This is a genomic window from Nonomuraea cavernae (assembly GCF_040655715.1).
Classification (GTDB): Bacteria; Actinomycetota; Actinomycetes; order Streptosporangiales; family Streptosporangiaceae; genus Nonomuraea; species Nonomuraea cavernae_A.
This window is the reverse complement of record NZ_JBFAKL010000011.1, coordinates 224,126-241,332: the sequence shown is the minus strand read 5'-3', so window position 1 is coordinate 241,332 and position 17,207 is coordinate 224,126. Positions and strand designations below refer to the sequence as shown.

The 17,207-nt window shown below is 69.8% G+C and carries 14 protein-coding genes; 2 read left to right on the top strand and 12 right to left on the bottom strand.

Going from position 1 to position 17,207, the window contains the following annotated elements:
* Positions 1-40: 40 nt before the first annotated feature.
* Genes AB0I38_RS18955 through AB0I38_RS18925 form a run of 7 tightly spaced genes read right to left on the bottom strand, consistent with a single transcriptional unit; the run spans position 41 to position 7,340 of the window.
* A complete protein-coding gene (locus AB0I38_RS18955) occupies positions 41-1,015 on the bottom strand; it encodes a VOC family protein (protein WP_358469102.1) in 975 nt (324 codons plus the stop codon).
* A gap of 46 nt (positions 1,016-1,061) precedes the next feature.
* Positions 1,062-1,925 carry an acetoacetate decarboxylase family protein gene (locus AB0I38_RS18950; RefSeq protein WP_358469099.1) on the bottom strand — a complete coding sequence of 288 codons (864 nt, stop codon included), beginning with the start codon at positions 1,923-1,925 and terminating at the stop codon, positions 1,062-1,064.
* Between the two features lie 37 nt (positions 1,926-1,962).
* Positions 1,963-2,973, bottom strand: a complete 1,011-nt coding sequence (locus AB0I38_RS18945) for an oligopeptide/dipeptide ABC transporter ATP-binding protein (RefSeq protein WP_358469096.1) — start codon at positions 2,971-2,973, stop codon at positions 1,963-1,965.
* Positions 2,970-3,776, bottom strand: a complete 807-nt coding sequence (locus AB0I38_RS18940) for an ABC transporter ATP-binding protein (protein WP_358469094.1) — start codon at positions 3,774-3,776, stop codon at positions 2,970-2,972. The genes AB0I38_RS18945 and AB0I38_RS18940 overlap by 4 nt, the downstream gene beginning before the upstream one ends.
* Positions 3,773-4,648 (bottom strand): ABC transporter permease, encoded by an 876-nt coding sequence (locus AB0I38_RS18935; RefSeq protein ID WP_358469091.1) that lies wholly within the window; start codon positions 4,646-4,648, stop codon positions 3,773-3,775. The genes AB0I38_RS18940 and AB0I38_RS18935 overlap by 4 nt, the downstream gene beginning before the upstream one ends.
* Entirely contained in the window at positions 4,645-5,658 is a 1,014-nt protein-coding gene (locus AB0I38_RS18930) for an ABC transporter permease (RefSeq protein WP_358469088.1), read from the bottom strand. The genes AB0I38_RS18935 and AB0I38_RS18930 overlap by 4 nt, the downstream gene beginning before the upstream one ends.
* Before the next feature lie 29 nt (positions 5,659-5,687).
* A complete protein-coding gene (locus tag AB0I38_RS18925; protein ID WP_358469085.1) occupies positions 5,688-7,340 on the bottom strand; it encodes an ABC transporter substrate-binding protein in 1,653 nt (550 codons plus the stop codon).
* A 471-nt stretch (positions 7,341-7,811) separates the two neighbouring features.
* Here AB0I38_RS18925 and AB0I38_RS18920 point away from each other — a divergent pair, with 471 nt between their 5' ends.
* Positions 7,812-8,615: an alpha/beta fold hydrolase gene (locus tag AB0I38_RS18920; RefSeq protein WP_358469082.1), complete on the top strand. Its 804-nt coding sequence runs from the start codon at positions 7,812-7,814 to the stop codon at positions 8,613-8,615.
* Positions 8,612-10,198 carry an FAD-binding oxidoreductase gene (locus tag AB0I38_RS18915; RefSeq protein ID WP_358469079.1) on the top strand — a complete coding sequence of 529 codons (1,587 nt, stop codon included), beginning with the start codon at positions 8,612-8,614 and terminating at the stop codon, positions 10,196-10,198. The genes AB0I38_RS18920 and AB0I38_RS18915 overlap by 4 nt, the downstream gene beginning before the upstream one ends.
* Before the next feature lie 72 nt (positions 10,199-10,270).
* Here the strand turns inward: AB0I38_RS18915 and AB0I38_RS18910 are convergent, their stop codons facing one another.
* From AB0I38_RS18910 to leuC, 5 genes are all read right to left on the bottom strand, one after another.
* The gene (locus AB0I38_RS18910; protein WP_358469076.1) at positions 10,271-10,954 is read right to left on the bottom strand and encodes a FadR/GntR family transcriptional regulator; all 684 of its coding nucleotides are present in this window, start codon (positions 10,952-10,954) and stop codon (positions 10,271-10,273) included.
* Positions 10,955-11,306: 352 nt separating this feature from the next.
* A complete protein-coding gene (locus AB0I38_RS18905; RefSeq protein WP_358469073.1) occupies positions 11,307-11,942 on the bottom strand; it encodes an isochorismatase family protein in 636 nt (211 codons plus the stop codon).
* Positions 11,939-13,696, bottom strand: coding sequence for a hydantoinase B/oxoprolinase family protein (locus AB0I38_RS18900; RefSeq protein WP_358469070.1), 1,758 nt, complete (start codon positions 13,694-13,696; stop codon positions 11,939-11,941). Before AB0I38_RS18900 ends, AB0I38_RS18905 begins: the two co-directional genes overlap by 4 nt.
* Before the next feature lie 2 nt (positions 13,697-13,698).
* The gene (locus AB0I38_RS18895) at positions 13,699-15,750 is read right to left on the bottom strand and encodes a hydantoinase/oxoprolinase family protein (protein ID WP_358469067.1); all 2,052 of its coding nucleotides are present in this window, start codon (positions 15,748-15,750) and stop codon (positions 13,699-13,701) included.
* Positions 15,751-15,752: 2 nt separating this feature from the next.
* Positions 15,753-17,204 carry a 3-isopropylmalate dehydratase large subunit gene (gene leuC, locus AB0I38_RS18890; RefSeq protein ID WP_358469064.1) on the bottom strand — a complete coding sequence of 484 codons (1,452 nt, stop codon included), beginning with the start codon at positions 17,202-17,204 and terminating at the stop codon, positions 15,753-15,755.
* Positions 17,205-17,207: the final 3 nt, after the last annotated feature.

Sequence of the window (17,207 nt, the reverse complement as noted above, 5' to 3'; positions counted from 1 at the left end):
TTCCGGCGGCCGACGCACAATGGTCAGTGGTGTCGCCCGCTCAGGCGAGGGCGATGAGTTCCATCAGGGCCCCGCTGCCGGGGATGCGGACCAGGGCCGCGACGCAGTCGCCGAAGCCCGGGTGGCCGATCGGCCGGGCCGGGGCGAAGACCTCGACTCCGTGCTCAGCCGCCCGCTCCAAGGTCGCGCCAAGGTCGTCGACCACCACCGCCATCACGAGGTGGCCCACCGCCGGCGGCGCCTTGGCGGCCTCCGGGATGTCCGGCAGGACGTAGTTCAGCGGCGCGCACAACGCGATCTTGCCCATGAGGTCGTCGCCGTAGAGGAACAGGTTGCGGGAGACCGAGCCCCGCTCCAGCCGGAGGAAGTCGTTGCGGTCGTCGCCCGCCACCTCGAAGTCCATCAGCACGCGCAGCCCGACGACGTCGACGTAGAAGCGCAGCGCGTCGTCGATCGACGGCACGTTGTGCGCCGCGGTCGCCAGCTCGCTGAACCCGGTCGGGGTCGGTCCCACCTCCTCGTACTTACGCGCGACGCTCCCGACCACGGTCGACGGGTCGCCCTGGGGCTCGATCAGGTTGACGGCCAGGCCGTCGGGTCCGTCGAAGAACACCTCGGTCGGGGCGCCCTCGTGGCCGCCGATGTCGTACTGGAGCGGGTCGGTCCAGAACTCGTAGCCCAGGCCGGCGAGCCGGCGACGGGTCGCCGCCATGTCGGGGGTGTAGAAGTTGGCGTTGGTGTAGCCGAGGAACCAGTCGGGGTGGTCGCCGCCGGCCTGTTCGCCCGCGTCGCGGAACTCGACCAGCATGATGCGGCCCGCGGGCCGTCCCCCGGACGAGAGCACGGCCACGTGACCGGAGGCGCCCGCCGGCAGCGCGTAGTAGTCCTCGAACTCGGGCCCCTTCCACACCGTCGCGACGTCGACCTGGAGCCCGATGATGTCGCGGTAGAAGCGCAGCGACGTCTCCAGGTCGCGCACGCTGATCGTGGAAAGCCGATTGGAGCTCGCGCTCACCGTGCCGTCTCCTTCGTCGCCGTGGTCGCGTCGTGGGCGCCGTCCGTCATGGCCGTGCCTGCTGTGCCTGGGATGCCTGTGCCGCGTCCCAGTCCGGAAGGAGGTCCTTGACCACCTCGATGCCCATGAGCCGGAAGGAGACCTCCAGGTGGTAGCCGGCGATCGTCTCGACCGGCGCGATGGGCGTCAGCCACTCGTTCTCGGCGTCGTGGAAGGTGAGCTCGCCGGTGCCCCGCCAGACGTCTCCGAACACGACGTTCTCGTCCCGTTCGGTGACCAGGTCGTAGGCGAGCGGGCGGCCGGCGGCGGCGATCTCGAAGTTCGGCACGTGCCGCAGCATGAAGATGTTGAACAGCTCGGCGGTGGGAGACTCCGCCGGCGTGATCCTCTCCTCCAGAGTCACCCTGCTGCCGGCCACGCGGGTGCCGAGCCGTTCGACCGTCGAGTCGAAGACCGCGCCCGCGCGCGGGCCGGACCAGACCGGGTGCATGCGCTGGCCCTCCGTGATCGCGATCCGCGCGAGCTTGCCGTTGATGCCGGTCAGCGCCTCCATGAGGAAGCTCCACTCGCGGTCCGTCCAGGAGTGGCTGTAGTAGACGCCGGGCGCGCCGTCGAGCTCGACCGGGATGCCGATCGTGGCTTCGAGCATCCGGCGCCGCTCCGGGTGCCAGTCGGCTCCCGAGACGTTCACCGGGCTCATCATGTGATCGATGACCAGCCAGAACGCCTCGCCGGCGCGGGCCTGAAGCGGCTTGAGCGGCGGCGGCACGAGCTGGGCCAGCGCCTCGGGATCGGTGCGGAAGTGCACCATGGTGGCCTGGATCGCGAAGTCGTAGGGGGGCTCGGGCAGCACCGAGGCCGTTCCGTCGGGCGAGAACGGGCGGGTGAAGCCGGTTGACACGAAACTCATGGTCACCTCTTCTTCGTCTTCTTCGAGGGCGGAGCCGTCACGCCGGCTGCCCGGCGTCGAGGGCGCGCTCCGAGATCGCGGCGTCCAGCACCCCTGGCATCTCCGCGACCCGCCAGCAGGCGCAGGCGTGCGCGCCGTCCACCGCTTCGAAGGCGGGGCGCCCCGACCGGCAGACCTCCAGCGCCACCGGGCAGCGGCTGCTCAGGTGGCACTGGTCGGCTCGGGCCAGGACGTCCTCGCCGCGCAGGACGGCGACCCGCTCGCGGCCGACGAACTCCACGCCGAGCCGCGGTGACGCCGAGATCAACGCCACTGAGTACGGGTGCCTCGGCCGTTCGAAGACGTCTTCGGTGGTGCCGTACTCGACGATGCGCCCGCGGTGCATGACGGCGATCGCGTCGCTCGTCGCCGCGACGCTCGCCAGGTCGTGCGAGATCAGCACGTACGTGAGTCCGAGCTCGGCCTGCAGCCGCTGGAGGAGCTGGTAGATGCCGCGGCGCACCTCGGCGTCCAGCGCGGCCGTCGGCTCGTCGAGCACCACGACCTCGGGCTGGCCGATGATCGCCCGGGCGATGCCGATGCGCTGCGCCTGGCCGCCGGACAGCTCGCCGGGGTAGCGCGAGACGTAGGAGGGGTCGAGCTGGACGTGCTCCAGGCAGCGGAGCACCTCCTCGCGCCGGGCCCCGCGTTCCCTGCCGCGCAGCAGCAGCGGCTCCTCCAGCACCTGTCCGACCCGCATCCGGGGGTTGAGCGAGGCGAAGGGATCCTGGAAGACCATCTGCACCTTGCGCCGGAAGTCGCCCCGGGACGCCTTCGACAGCTTCGCCACGTCGTGCTCGCCGATGGAGATGGTCCCGGAGTCCCAGGAGCTGAGGCCGAGCAGGCACCTGCCGAGCGTGGTCTTGCCCGAGCCGCTCTCGCCCACGACCGCCAGGGTGGTGCCGCGCCGCACGCTGAGGGTGACGTCGTCGAGCGCCTGGACGTCGCCGCTCCGCGTCCTGAACGCCTTGCTGACGTGGTCGACGCGAATGATCGGATCGGTGGTCATCCGGCTGTCTCCTGCCTGGTGAACGAGGTGGCGTCCACGAGCGCCCGGGTGTACGGCCGAGGGTCGTCATAGAAGGCGGCCCTCGGGGTGCCGACGTCGACGACCTCGCCCTCGCGCATGACGACGACGCGGTCGCACGTCTCGCTCACCAGCGCGAGGTCGTGCGTCACCATGACGACCGACAGCCCCTGCTCGCTGACCAGCCGCCGCAGCAGCTCGACGATCTGCGCCTGGGCGGTCACGTCGAGCGCGCTGGTGGGCTCGTCGGCCAGCAGCAGCTTCGGCTCCATCAGCAGCGCGACGGCGACGAGCACCCGCTGCGCCATGCCGCCGGAGAGCTCGTGGGGGTACGCCTTCAGCACCCGCCGCGGGTTGTTGATGAACAGGTCGGACAGCGTGTCGGCGATCCGGTCCTCGGTCACCTGGCGGCCGCTGCTCTTCATCAGCGTCTGAATCTGGTTGCCGATGGTCCGGAGCGGGTTCAGGGCACCCACCGGGTCCTGGACGATGACGCTCATGCCGAGACGGCGCGGGTCAGGGCCGCCCTTGCCGGCTCTCACCGGGACGCCGTCGCGGACGAGGTCGGCGCCGAGGAACCTGACGGCGCCTCCCGTCATGCGCGCGCCGCGCGGCAGGTGGCCCAGCACCGCGCGCAGCGTGGTCGACTTACCCGAGCCGGAGCCGCCGACGATGCCCAGGAACTCCTGTTCCCCGACGTCGAACGACACGTCCCGGACCACCGGCCGCGCGCCGAACGCGATGTCCAGGCCCTCGACTTCGAGCAGGTTCGTGCGAGAGCTCAACGGACCCTCCTGGCTTTGACGACGGACTCGCCGACCATCTGCAGCGCGACGACGGTGACGACGATCGCGACCCCGGGGAAGGCGATGAGCCACCACTGGCCGGAGGTCATGTACTGCACACCTTCTTGGATCATCACGCCCCACTCCGCCGCGCCGGGGTCGGTGCCCACGCCGAGGAAGCCGAGCGCGCCGACCAGGATGATCGCGTAGCCGGCGGCGGTCGTCGTCTGCGTCAGCGCTCCGGTCAGGACGTTGGGCAGGATGTGCCGCCACAGGATGCGCGGGGTCGAGCACCCCACGCAGGTCGCGGCGTCCACGTACGGGAGCCGCGACGCGGCCAGGGTCTCGGCGCGGACCAAGCGGATGAAGATCGGGATGTTGACGAAGCCGACCGCGATGATCAGCGTCGACACGCCGCCGCCGACGAACGCGAGCAGCAGCAGCGCGAAGACCAGCAGCGGGAAGGCCTGGAACGCGTCGAGGCCGCGCATCAGCAGGCCGGACCACCTCCCGCGCGAGTAGCCGACGACGACGCCGATCATTCCGCCGATCACCGCGGAGAGCAGGACGCCGACGACCGCGACGGTCACGTCGGTCCTCGCGGCCTCCGCCACGCGGGCGAACAGGTCGCGGCCGACAGGGTCGGTGCCGAAGGGGTGGGACAGCGAGGGGCCCAGCAGGGCGTCGCCGAGCCGGGTCTCCAGCCGGTCGGCGAGGATCCAGGGGATGATCACCGCGCCGACGACGATCAGCGCCAGGATCGCGAGGCCGACGTTGCGCGACGAGAGGAGCGGCCCGCGAGCGCGGGGGGTCTCGGCCTGAGGGACCTGAGGGAGCTGGGGAACCTGGGGAATCTGCTGTACGCCGCTCACGATGCGCTCCGCTTGATCGTCCGGGGGTCGAGCCAGGCGTGGATCAGGTCGACGCTGAGGTAGATCAGCATGGAGAGCACAGCGGTGACCATCACGAAGCCCTGGATGGCGAAGAAGTCGTTGCCGGTGATGGACTCGACCGCGTACTCACCGATGCCGCCCCAGCTGAAGATCGCCTCGACGACCACCGCACCGCCGATGAGCAGGCCGTAGACGAGCCCGCTCATGGTGAGGATGGGCGGAAACGCGTTCTCCAGCACGTATCTCCAGCGCAGCTTGTTCGACCCGCCGTTGAGGATCACGTAGTCGACGAACCTGCGCCGCGAGATCTCCTCGATGGAGGAGACCGCCACGCGGTAGATCGGCGCCGCGTAGCACAGGGCGAGCGTCAGGGAGGGAAGCGCGAGATGGGTGAGCGCGTCGACGATCGCGCCGCCGTTACCGGCGATGACGGCGTCCAGGAGGGCCGCCCCGGTCACCGCCGGCACGTCCGCCCCCGACCCGCCCTGGCCGATCGGCACCGGGAACACCGGGATGGCGACGTAGAAGAGCAGGATCAGGATGGGGCCGACGACGAAGTCGGGCACGGAGCTGCCGAGCCCGCCGAAGGTCTTGCCGACCGAGGCCAGCACGCCGCGCTCGCGGTTGGCGGTGACGACGGCCAGGCCGATGGCCAGCACGAACCCGACCAGGACCCCGCTCGTCGTCAGCACCATCGTGGAGGGCAACCGGCGGACGAGGTCCTCGATCACCGCGTTGCCGGTGCCGATCGACTGACCGAGGTCTCCGGTGAACAGGCGGCCCAGGAAGGCGACCAGTTGCTCGGGGATCGACTTGTCGAGCCCGAGCCTCGCCTCCATCTGGGCCACCTGTTCCGGGGTGGCGAGAGGTCCGGCAGCCACAACAGCCGGATTTGTCGGAAGCAGCTGCGTCACGATGAAGGTGAGGATCATCAACGCGAGCGTCACTGGGACAATCGTTATCAGCCGTACTGTGGCATACCGGACCATGGGCGGCACTTCCCTTATCTCGCGGCTCGCTACTTGACCGTCACCGTTCGGTACGGGGTGGCGCCGCTGGGGTCGAAGGCCAGGTTCTGCACGTTGCTCCGGATGACCGTGGTGGAGTAGAGGCCGACGATCGGGATGACCATCGGGTTGTCGATGGCGGCCTTCTGCAGCTGCTTCATGGCCGGCTCGCGGTCGGCGAACTCCACCTGGTCGAGGCAGTCCTCGAAGGCCTTGTTGAACGTGTCGTCGTGGTAGTTGTTCGAGTTCGCGATGCCGCCCTTGGCCCACAGCGCGCCGATGGAGCAGGCGTCCGGCACCTCGGTGGCGCCCAGGTCCTCCATGTAGAGCGGGATGTCGTGGTTGTTGAAGTTACGCGTCTGGAGCTGGGCGTTGGGCTCGGCCTTGAGCTGGATGTCGATGCCGATCTGCGCCCAGGACGACTTGAGGATCTCGGCGACCTGCTGGAGGATCGGCTCCTCCGACGAGTAGTACAGCTCCGACTTGAAGCCGTTCGGCTTGCTCGACTCCGCCATCAGCGCCTTGGCCTTCTCCATGCTGTGGTCGTAGCGGAAGAACTCGTCGGTGTAGCCCGCGATGTACGGCGACACGGGCGACTTCAGCTCGAAGGCGTCACCGTTGTAGACGCGCTCGATGATGTCCTTCGTCGGCACCGCGGTCCACATCGCCTGGCGGACCTTCACGTCGGCGATGTTCGAGTCGTCGAGGTTGGGATAGACGAAGGCGCGCGTGTTGGCGTTGAACTTCACCACGGTGAGCGAGTCGTTCTGGCTCGCCGTGGTCACCTGCTGCGGCGTCAGCCCCAGGGCGATGTCCACGTCGCCCTTGGTCAGCGCGTTGAGGCGCTGTGCCGGGTTGGTCACGGCCTGGGTGGTCACCGCCAGGTTGCCGCTGTTGGCCGCGTCCCAGTAGTCCGGACGGGGCTGGAGGGTGATGCTCCTCGGCCGTTGCCAGTCGGAGATCGCGTAGGCGCCGAAGCCGGCGGCGTTCTCACCCAGCCACTTGGCGGCCCACTTGTCGTCGGCCGTCACGTGCTTCTTCGCCTCGGTGGAGTCGATCGGCCGCACGTAGGACGCGACCGCCATGGTGGCGAGCAGCATGGGGCTGGCACCGTCGGTGGTGAACTTGACGGTGTACTTGTCCACCGCCTCGACCGCGCTGACGCCCATGAACTTCGTCCAGAGCAGCGCGCCGGTGGCGGCGAGCGCCTTGCTGCGCTCGTAGGTCCACACCACGTCGGCGGAGGTGAACTCGTTGCCGGCGTGGCTCTTCACGCCTTCGCGAAGCTTGAAGGTCCAGGCGTTGTCGGCGTACTCCCAGGACGTGGCCAGCGCGGGCTCGACCTTCTGGGTGTCGAGCTTGAGCCCGCCGCCCAGGTCTGCGTCGTTGGCCTGGTATCCGAACCTGACCAGCGGCTCGTAGACGTTCTTGACCGTCTGGTAGTTGGCGACCACCACCGCCGAGGGCGCGTCCGGGTCGATGTTCTCGGCGATCGCGCCGGCCGCGACGGACATCGACGTCTTCGCCGGCTTGCCGCTGTCGGCCGCGTCTCCGGTGCTGGACGTGCCACCGCCCCCGCACGCCGTCGTCATCACCGTCAAACCGAGCGCGACGCAGGCGAGTCGCAGCCCGCCCCGACGCCTCCGCGAGTCCACTTTGCTCATGGTCACCATCTCAGATCGAAAGAAGATCCCACACGGGATGTGTCGGCACTAGGCGGATGAGTCTGCTCAAGGCGGACATGTCAGCGCGAGGCAGATCTGTCTGCAAGGGCGTAGGTCCGGCACTAGGACTCCGAGCAGCCCGAGCTCGTCCTGGTGACGCCGACAATAAACGTCTGATGCATCACCGTCAAGCATTGATCTGGGTCGCCGACACCCGATAACGCGAGGCTAAAAGCCAAGAAGGCTCACTGTTAGGACTGGTGGTGGACTCACCATCGCAGATCCGGCCCAATTGTCTAAGCCACTACTCCTAGATCCACTCCAGGGCGCCTTCATGGAAACATAAGACGTATTGACAGTGCGATTCCGCCCTGCGTAGGCTCGGTCGAAATTCACGGGCGGATGAGGGGATGGACACCTCAGGTGCCCCTACGCCTCCGGCCGCGTCAGCAGGACCATGGGAGGGGCCTCGTGCCGAAGGGCTACGTCGACACGCCAGAAGGACAGATCCACTACTGGGACGAGGGCACCGGCGATCCGGTGATCCTGCTCCATCAGGCGCCGTCCAGCCTGATGATGTGGTCCGCCTTCATCCCCCACCTCGTCGGCACCGGCCGGCGGGTCATCGCCCTCGACCTCCCGGGCTACGGGATGTCCGACGCGCCCCCCTCTCCTCCCACGGTCGAGTACTACGCGCGCCGCGTGCTCGACGCGCTGTCCCGCATGGGGATCGAGCGGTTCGACGGAGTGGGGCACCACACCGGCGCCTCCGTGCTCATGGCCGCCTCCCTGGAGCAGCCCGGGCGGGTCCGCCGCATCGTCGCCTACGGCGTCGCCCTGCTGGACGAGGAGACGGCCAGGGCGCTGGCCGAGGAGGAGCCTCCGGTCTTCGACGAGCAGGCCACGGACATCCTGACGTGGTGGAAGGCCTTCTGGACGTTGTCCGGCCCGGACCTGGCTCCCACCGTCGCGCCTCGCTGCCTCGGCGACCTGATGCTGTCGGGCGACAAGCGGCCGTACGGGCACAACGCGGTCGGCCGTACCGATCACCGGCCCTACATCGACCGGCTGCGCGTTCCCACGCTGGCGCTGGCCGGCTCGCGGGAGATGCTCCGCGAGGAGACGGAGCGCAGCGCCGGACTGTCCGAGTGGATCCGGTTCCACGAGATCCCGGACGCCGGCGTCTTCGTGGCCGACGAGCGCCCCGACGAGCTCGCCCGCGTCGTCGACGAGTTCCTGCGCCTGCCCGGCGCGCGCCTGGCGGCGTCGTCATGAGCGCCTCGTCCGAGGAGCTGAGGGACCGGCTCGCCGAGGTGCTCGGCGCCGGCGACGTCCTCGACGACCCGATCGTCCGTGAGCAGCACTCGCACGACGGCGGTCAGGCGGGCGCGACCACCGCGCTCGTGGTGCGCCCGCGCAGCCTCGACCACATCAGCCAGGCGGTCCGCCTGACGACCGGCGCCGGGTTCGCCGTGGTGCCGCGCGGCGGCGGCATGTCCTACACCGGCGGGTACACGCCGACGAGCGAGCGCAGCGTCCTGTTCGACCTGTCGGGCCTCGACAAGATCCTGGAGATCAACGAGGCCGACATGTACGTCGTCGTCCAGGCCGGCTGCACCTGGGCCGCGCTGCGGAGCGCGCTCGCCGGGCGCGGGCTGCGCACCCCGTTCTGGGGGCCGATGTCCGGCCGCTACGCGACCGTGGGCGGCAGCCTGTCACAGAACACCGTCATGTGGGGCTCGACGGCCAACGGCACGTCCGCCGAGAGCACCCTCGGCGTCACCGTGGTGCTCGCGGACGGGCGGGTCATCCGCACCGGCACCTGGGGCGCCGCCGCCGGCAGGCCGTTCTTCCGCTCCCACGGGCCCGACCTCACCGGGCTCTTCCTCGGTGACACCGGGGCCTTCGGCGTCAAGGCCGAGGTCGCCCTGCGTCTCGTCCCCGCGCCGGCGGCCGTACGTTTCGTGTCCTTCCAGTACGCGAGCAGGTCGGACTACCTGCGTGCGGCCACCGCCGTCGCCCGCAGCGGCCTGGCCGAGACCCTGTTCGGGATGGATCCGGTGCTGCAGGGCAGGGAGGTGCGAGACGCCAGCATCGCCGACGGCGCCCGTGCCATGACCGGCGTGATCGGCTCGCAGGGCAACCTGGTCCGCGGGATCAGGCAGGCGGCGAAGGTCGCGCTGGCCGGCCGCAGGGTCGCCCGGGAGCACCACTACGCCCTGCACGGCATCGTCGAGGCGCGCTCCGACGCCGAGGCCGACGCCTCGGTCGAGCAGATCAGGAAGATCTGCGCCGCCGGTGGGACCGAGGTCGCGAACTCCGTCCCGAGCGTCATGTACGGCAATCCGTTCGTCGACATCACGGGCACGGTCAGCCGGGCCGGCGAGCTCATGCTGCCGCAGCACGGCATCTTTCCGTTCAGCGCGGCCGAGACGGCCTGGACCGAGATGGACGAGGCGCTGGACCCGTTCCGGGAGTCCTTCGAGAAGCACGGCATCGAGATCGGCGCCCTGGCCACCTCGGCGGGGACGGGCTTCATCATCGAGTTCGTCTTCTACTGGATGGACGGCCTGACGCCGTGGCACAGCCTCATGCTCGACCCGGGCACGCACGCCAAGTTCGCGAACGGCAACACGCCCGACTCCGCGGCCACGGCGGTCGTGCTCGAAGCCAGCGCCGCGCTGCGCACCCGGCTGCGTGAGCTGGGCGCCGCCCACCTGCAGATCGGCAAGCGCTACGAGTATCAGGAGGGACTCGACCAGGAGGTGGCCGCCCTGCTGGGCCAGGTGAAGTCGATCCTGGACCCACGCGGCCTCGTGAACCCGGGCTCGCTGGGCATGCCCGCCGGGGGACCCTGACCCCTGCCCCCCGGGTCCGCGTCAGGCGGACCGAGCCCGGAACGACCGGCCCGCCTCGCGCGGGCCGGTCGTTCACATGTAGGCCTGGCGCAGATGTTCGAGGTGACGGCGCATGGCGTCGGACGCCCCCTCGACGTCGCGCGCCTCGACCAGGGCGAAGATCTCCTCGTGGTCCTCGTCGACGCCGACGTAGAAGTCCGCCGGCATGACGCGGGGCATGCGGGTGCGGAGCACGCGGAAGATCGGCTCGGTCATCAGCCGCAGGAGGGCGTTGTCCGTGGCGTCGACGACGATCTCGTGGAACGTGCGGTGCTCCGGGGTGCCGCGCGCCTGTGAGACCTTGCGCGAGCCCAGCTCGATGACCTCGCCGAGCGCCTTGAGGTGCGCGTCGGTCCGCCGTTCCGCCGTGAGCCCGGCCGACGGTACTTCGAGCAGCTGTCGCGCCTCGAAGAGCGCGTGGGCGGTGACGCCGTCCTCGTCGGACATCAGCCCGATGCTCGTTTCGAGGTAGTCGCTCACCTGGTCGATCTGGACGCGGGACACGAACGTGCCCCCGGTGGTGCCGCGCAGCGTGTAGATGAGGCCCTGCGAGGTGAGCGCCCGCAGCGCCTCACGCACGGTGGTGCGGCTGGTGCCGAAATTGGTGGCGAGGTTGACCTCGTTGGGCAGCCGGTTTCCGGGCGCCAGTGAGCCGTCGAGGATCAGTGTCCGGAGCTGGTCGGCGACCTGCTGGTAAGCCGGCCGGAGCTTGCTCACCGGAAGAATCGGAGGTCTAGGTCCGACATTTTCTGGATCGTGGCCTTCAGCGGTGAGATTCGGCGAATCCGATGTCATTGACGACCCGCTTTCCTGGCCTGTGTCTATCATGTGCTCGCCCCCGCGAGATGTGCCCCCATAACCGATCCGAACGATTTTACCCGTTCGGTCGCAGGGTGGCGAGTGTTCGGCCAGGCACTTCCAGCGCAATTGTACGAGGAATGCGCAAGGTGGCCGGCTCGAAGCAACCCACTCGTGTCTGATGTACTTTCTGGATCAAGGTGGCGGAAACGCCCGCCGCGGCCGGCCGGGACTCCCAGGCCGGCCTCGGCGACATTACCGCTCTGGAAACTCACAACCCACCGAGGTGGGCCACCACTTCGTCGAGGCCGACCACGTCGGCGTACTTCGCGTCGAGGTCGAAGAGCGCCTGCTCGTGGGGCCGCTCGTCACGATCGCCGACCGCCTCGCGTACCACGATGGGGATGTAGCCGTGCTGGCACGCGTCGAGCGACGTCGCCCGCACGCACCCGCTCGTCGACAGCCCGATGACGATCACGCTGTCGCGCCCGGACGCGGCCAGGATCGACGACAACGACGTGCCGAAGAACGCGCTGGCGAACTGCTTGTCGATGACCAGCTCACCCTCGCGCGGCGTGAGCTGCGGGACGATCGCTCCCAGGTGGGAGTGACCCTCGAACTGCTTGAGCGCTCGCGCCTTCTTGTAGAACAGCCCGCCGTCGGCGCCGCCCGGCTGGTAGACCACCCGGGTGAAGATGACCGGGATGCCGGCCTTCCGCGCGGCGGCCAGCACCTGGGCGCCCGCCTCGACGGCGCTCTCCACCCCGGCGTACAGGTCGCAGCCGGGAGTGACGTACGCGTTGACGAAGTCCACGACGACCAGCGCCGGGCGCGAGCCGAAACCCAGCCGCTGCGCGAAGCCGTGGGCCGAGTAGTCCTCCCCCAGATCCTCGTAGGCCGCGGTCATGGCGCCGTCAGCCCCTCCGGGAGCGCGCCGAAGTCGAAGCGGCCGTCCGTGGCGCGCTCGGCCCGCAGCTTCTCGCGCAGCGCGGCCGTCGCCTCCGGGTCGCCCAGGACGACGCCGTAGTCACGCTCGGCCGACTCCGCCGAGACGAGCCGTCGCCGCACGTCGGTCGTGACGGCGGTCGCGGGCCGGTCCAGGGCGTCGCCCCAGCCGCCTGAGCCCGCCGTGCGGAACACCAGCCGGTCACCGGGGCTCACCGGCACGTTGTCGACCTTGGAGGGCAGGTGCTGGACCTCGCCGTTGGCGCGGATCACCGACTTCTCGGAGACGCCGCCCGCCCGGCCGCCGCCGATGCCCCACGGCTGGTGCGTGGCCCGGTCGTCGTTGACGGTCACCTTGCCGTGCGCGTGGAACAGGTACTCCTTCTCGATGCCCGTGCCGCCCCGGTGCAGGCCGGGCCCGCCCGAGTCGATGACGGGCTCGTAGCGCAGGATGGTCAGCGGGTAGTTGGTCTCCAGGTATTCGGCCGGTGTGCTCTTGAACTCCGGCCACCAGGAGTGCCCGTCGAGACCGTCTCCCACGGGCCGGCCCGGCAGGCCGCCGAACAGCAGCTCGGTCATCTGGAAGTATTCGCCGTCGGCCGTGTGGCCCGAGAAGACGAAGTAGGGGCTGGTGCCGTAGCCGGCCGCCATCGACAGCTCAGGGGCGTTCTGCCCCAGCGCTCCCGACTGGCAGTCGAAGAACCGCGTGTGCACGTTCAGCCGGTTGGACAGCGGCGACGGGAAGTCGGGGTTGAGCAGGGAGCCGGGCGGCAGCGTCGTCTCGAAGACGTCGTTGTAGCCCTCGTTGAACAGGATGGTCTTGTCGAACGCCATGATCAGGTAGACGCCGAAGAACATCTTGCAGAGGCTCTCGTGGATGTGGAAGTTGATCGAGCCGGGTGCCTGGGGGTCGGTGCCGGTCCAGTCGAAGAACGCCTTGTCGCCTTCGCGCCACACCGTCAGCTGCAGTTTGAACGGCCCGTTGCCGAGCCCGTCGTCGTCGACCCAGTCCCAGAAGGTGGTCCGCTTCTCGGGGATGTACCTGCGGATCAGCTTGATCATCGCCTGCTTGGTGCGCTCCAGGAGCGCGTCACAGGCCGCGAGGTAGGTGTCGCGGCCGTACCTCTCGCAGATCTCGATCACCCGGTGCTCCGCGCGCTTGCAGCCCGCGATGAGCCCGAGGATGTCCGCCCGGACGACGTCCGGGGTGCGGGTGTTGTTCAGGATCAGGTTGAACAGCTGGTCGTTCATCTGGCCGCGGTCGTGGATCTTGACCGGCGGGATGCGCAGACCCTCGTCCCAGATCGACTCGGCGTCGGCCGACTGGGTGCCGGCCGTCCGGCCGCCGATGTCCAGGACGTGACCGAACTGGCTGGAGTAGCCGACCAGGGCGCCGTCGAAGAAGATCGGGACGATCACCAGGATGTCGTTGGTGTGGCTGATCGACCCCTTGCACAGGTAGGGGTCGTTCAGGATGATCACGTCGCCCGGGTGCACGTCGCCGCCGAACCGCCCGATCACCTCGGGGATGTACGAGCCGAACTGGCCGACGATCATCCGGCCCTCGCTGTCGGCGATCATCGGGAACTCGTCGTGCTGCTCGCGGATCGACGACGACATCGCCGAGCGCCGGAGGACCTCGTCCATCTCGGCGCGCACGTTCTTGAGCGCGTTCTCGATCAGTTCGAGGGTCACTGGATCAATCGTGCCGATCATGGTCAGGCCTCCCTGATGAGCAGGTTGCGCCAGGCGTCCACCTCGGCGAGGTAGCCCGGAAGAATGACGGTGGTCGAGTCGAACTGCTGCACGAGCGCCTTGCCGGAGATCACCATGCCCGGCTCCAGCTTCGCGCGATCGTAGATCGGGATCTCGATCTCCTCGCCGTCGTGCCAGCTGTTCGACGTGCCGGTGATGGCCGCGCTCGCGTCGCGGTCGCCGCCCTCCAGCGCCTCGACGGCGTGCTTACTGGTCACGCCGATGGCGCGGGTGCCGACGTTGACCAGCTCGATCTGCGTCGGCAGCTCGAAGCCGTAGAGCCGCCGGTGCTCGTCGGTGAACCTCTCGGTCAGCCGGTCGAGCGTGAGCGTCCGGGCCTCCTCCTCGGTGAACTCCACCGAGATCTCGTAGCCCTGGCGCAGGTAGCGCATGTCGAACAGGTGGGTCAGCCGCACGTCGGACTCGTCCACCCCCTCCGACCGCAGCCACTCACGGCCACGCGCCGCCTGCGAGCGGGTGACCTCCGCCAGGCCGCTGACCGCCTCGTCGCCCAGCTTGTGGTGGAAGGACTGGACGAACTCGTTGCGGACGTCGGCGACGATGAAGCCGAGGGCCGACAGCACGCCCGGCTCCGGCGGCACGATGACCGGGAAGCTGCCGAGCTCCGCGGCGATCGCGTTCGCGTGCAGCCCGCCGGCCCCGCCGAAGGACATGAGCGCGAAGTCCTTCGGGTCGAGGCCCTTCTGCACCGTGACCACGCGCAGCGCGCCGAGCATGTTGCCGTTGACGATGTCCACGATGGCCTGCGCCGCCTCGTGCACGCCGACACCCAGCTCGGTCGCGACGGTCTGGACGGCGGCGTGGGCCGCCTCGACGTCCAGCTTCATCGCGCCGCCGAGCAGCTCGGCCGGCAGGTGGCCCAGCACGACGTTGGCGTCCGACACCGTCGGCAGCGTGCCGCCGCGCGCGTAGCAGGCCGGGCCGGGCTGCGCGCCGGCGCTCTCCGGGCCGACGCGCAGGCCCCCGGTGATCTCCGAGACGTTCGCGATGCTGCCGCCGCCCGCGCCGATCGTCTCGACGTCCACCGAGGGCACCCGGATCGGGAAGCTGCCCACCTTGCTCTCCCGGGAGACCGCGGCCGCGCCGTTCATGCAGACGGCCACGTCGGTCGAGGTGCCGCCCATGTCGAGGGTCAGGACCCGGTCGAACCCGGCTCGGCCGCCGATGTGGGCGGCGCCGTTGACACCGCCGGACGGGCCGGACAGGACGGTGTGAACCGGATACTCCTGGGCGGCCCGGCCGGACATGAGACCGGCGTCGGAGCGTACGACCTGGAGGGGGGCGGAGACGCCGGCGCTCGCCAGCCGCTCTTCGAGCCGGGAGAGGTAGCGGCGCATGGCGGGGCCGAGGTAGGAGTTCATCACGGTGGTGACCGTGCGCTCGTACTCGCGGAACTCGGCGCTGACCTCGGAGGAGACCGAGATGGGCAGGTCGGCGCCGCGCGCCCGGCATCGCTCCACGGCGATCTCGCGGACCGCGAGCTCGTGGGCGGGGTCGCCGTGCGCGTTGAGCAGGCAGATCGTGATCGCCTCGACGTCCTCGTCCAGGATCGCGTCGACGGCGCGGCGCGCCGACTCCGGATCGAGGGCGATGATGACCTCACCGGACGGGCTGATCCGCTCGGTGACCTCCTGGATCCGCTCGAACGGCACCATCGGCTCAGGAGGCTGGTAGTCGAAGAAGCCGAACAGCGGTCCGGGGGTCCAGGAGTTGCCCAGGTGGAGGATGTTGCGCCACCCCGCTGTCACCAGCAGCCCGACCCGCGCGCCCTTGCCCTCCAGCACGGCGTTGGTCGCGACGGTCGTGCCGTGCAGCACGGCGTCGAGCTCCTGCGGCTGGATCCCGGCCAGCTCGCACACCTGGCGGATCCCGGTGGCCACGCCCTCGGACTGCTCGACGGTCGAAGGAGTCTTGCCCAGCCAGAATCGGCCCGTATCCGAATCCTGCAGGTAGATGTCGGTGAAGGTGCCACCGACGTCTATTCCGATTCGCATGCTCATAGAGTTCCTTCGCTTTCTGGTTCAGACGTCTCCTGAGCCTTGAGACGACGGACGTCGGTGAAGTGACCCGCGACGGCGGCGGCGGCCGCCATCGCCGGGGAGACGAGGTGGGTCCGGCTCTTCGGCCCCTGGCGGCCCTCGAAGTTGCGGTTGGAGGTCGAGGCGCACCGCTCTCCGGGGGCGACCACGTCCTCGCTCATCGACAGGCACATCGAGCAGCCGGCGTCACGCCATTCGAACCCGGCGGCACGGAAGATCACGTCGAGCCCCTCGCGCTCGGCCTCGGCCTTGACCTGGGCCGACCCGGGCACGACCATGGCCCGGACGTGGGCGGCCAGCGTCCGGCCGCGCAGCACGGCGGCGGCCGACCGCAGATCCTCGATCCGCGCGTTCGTGCACGAGCCGATGAACACCCTGTCGACGGCGATCTCCTCGATGGGGGTGCCGGGGCTGATGCCCTGATACTCAAGGGCGCGGGCGGTGGCCTCGGGATCTTCGGTGTCACGCGGGTGCGGCACGTGCCCGGTCACGGGCGCGCTCATCGCCGGGTTCGTCCCCCACGTCACCGTCGGGACCACGTCGCCGGCGTCCATGGTCAGGGACGCGTCGTAGCGGGCGCCGAGGTCGCCGCACAGCCGTGACCAGTGGGCCACGGCCTGGTCCCACGCCTGTCCGCCGGGAGCGCGACGGCGTCCCCGCAGGTAGGCGAGGGTGACCTCGTCGGGAGGGATCAACGCCGCCCTGGCGCCGGCCTCGATGCTCATGTTGCACAACGTCATCCGGGCTTCCATGGACAGCGCCGCGACCGCCTCGCCCCGGTACTCGATGACGTGGCCGGTGCCACCGCCGGTGCCGAGCCGCCGGATGACGGTCAGCGCCAGGTCCTTGGCCGTGGTGCCCGCGGGCAGCCGGCCGCCGACCTCGATCAGCATGGTCCTGGGCTTGCGCTGCGGTAGGCACTGCGTGGCCAGGACGTGGGCCACCTCGCTCGTCCCGATGCCGAAGGCCAGCGCGCCGAACGCGCCGTGGGTCGAAGTGTGGCTGTCACCGCACACGATCACCATGCCCGGTTGGCTCAGCCCGAGCTCCGGCCCGATGACGTGCACGATGCCCTGGTCCGCCGAGCCGAGCGGGAGCAGCGGGACCCCGAACTCCTCGCAGTTCCTGGCGAGCTGCTCGATCTGCGTCCGCGCGACGACGTCCTTGACGCCGAACCGGCGGCCTCTCGTCGGGACGCTGTGGTCCTGGGTGGCGATCGTCAGGTCGGGGCGCCTGACCCCCCGCTCCGCCGCCCGCAGTTCGTCGAAGGCCTGGGGGCTGGACACCTCCTGGACGAGGTGCAGGTCGATGTAGAGAAGGTCGGGCGCGTCCGGTGAGTCCCCCGGCACCACCACATGCTCATCCCAGATCTTGTCGAGGAGAGTGCGCGGACCGCGGGGCGAGTTCACGTC

Excerpts from the sequence above, each read along its gene's own strand:
- AB0I38_RS18925 (WP_358469085.1), bottom strand. The coding sequence starts at position 7,340 with ATGAGCAAAGTGGACTCGCGGAGGCGTCGGGGCGGGCTGCGACTCGCC.
- AB0I38_RS18950 (WP_358469099.1), bottom strand. The coding sequence starts at position 1,925 with ATGAGTTTCGTGTCAACCGGCTTCACCCGCCCGTTCTCGCCCGACGGA.
- AB0I38_RS18945 (WP_358469096.1), bottom strand. The coding sequence starts at position 2,973 with ATGACCACCGATCCGATCATTCGCGTCGACCACGTCAGCAAGGCGTTC.
- AB0I38_RS18930 (WP_358469088.1), bottom strand. The coding sequence starts at position 5,658 with ATGGTCCGGTATGCCACAGTACGGCTGATAACGATTGTCCCAGTGACG.
- AB0I38_RS18900 (WP_358469070.1), bottom strand. The coding sequence starts at position 13,696 with ATGATCGGCACGATTGATCCAGTGACCCTCGAACTGATCGAGAACGCG.
- AB0I38_RS18895 (WP_358469067.1), bottom strand. The coding sequence starts at position 15,750 with ATGCGAATCGGAATAGACGTCGGTGGCACCTTCACCGACATCTACCTG.
- AB0I38_RS18905 (WP_358469073.1), bottom strand. The coding sequence starts at position 11,942 with ATGACCGCGGCCTACGAGGATCTGGGGGAGGACTACTCGGCCCACGGC.
- AB0I38_RS18915 (WP_358469079.1), top strand. The coding sequence starts at position 8,612 with ATGAGCGCCTCGTCCGAGGAGCTGAGGGACCGGCTCGCCGAGGTGCTC.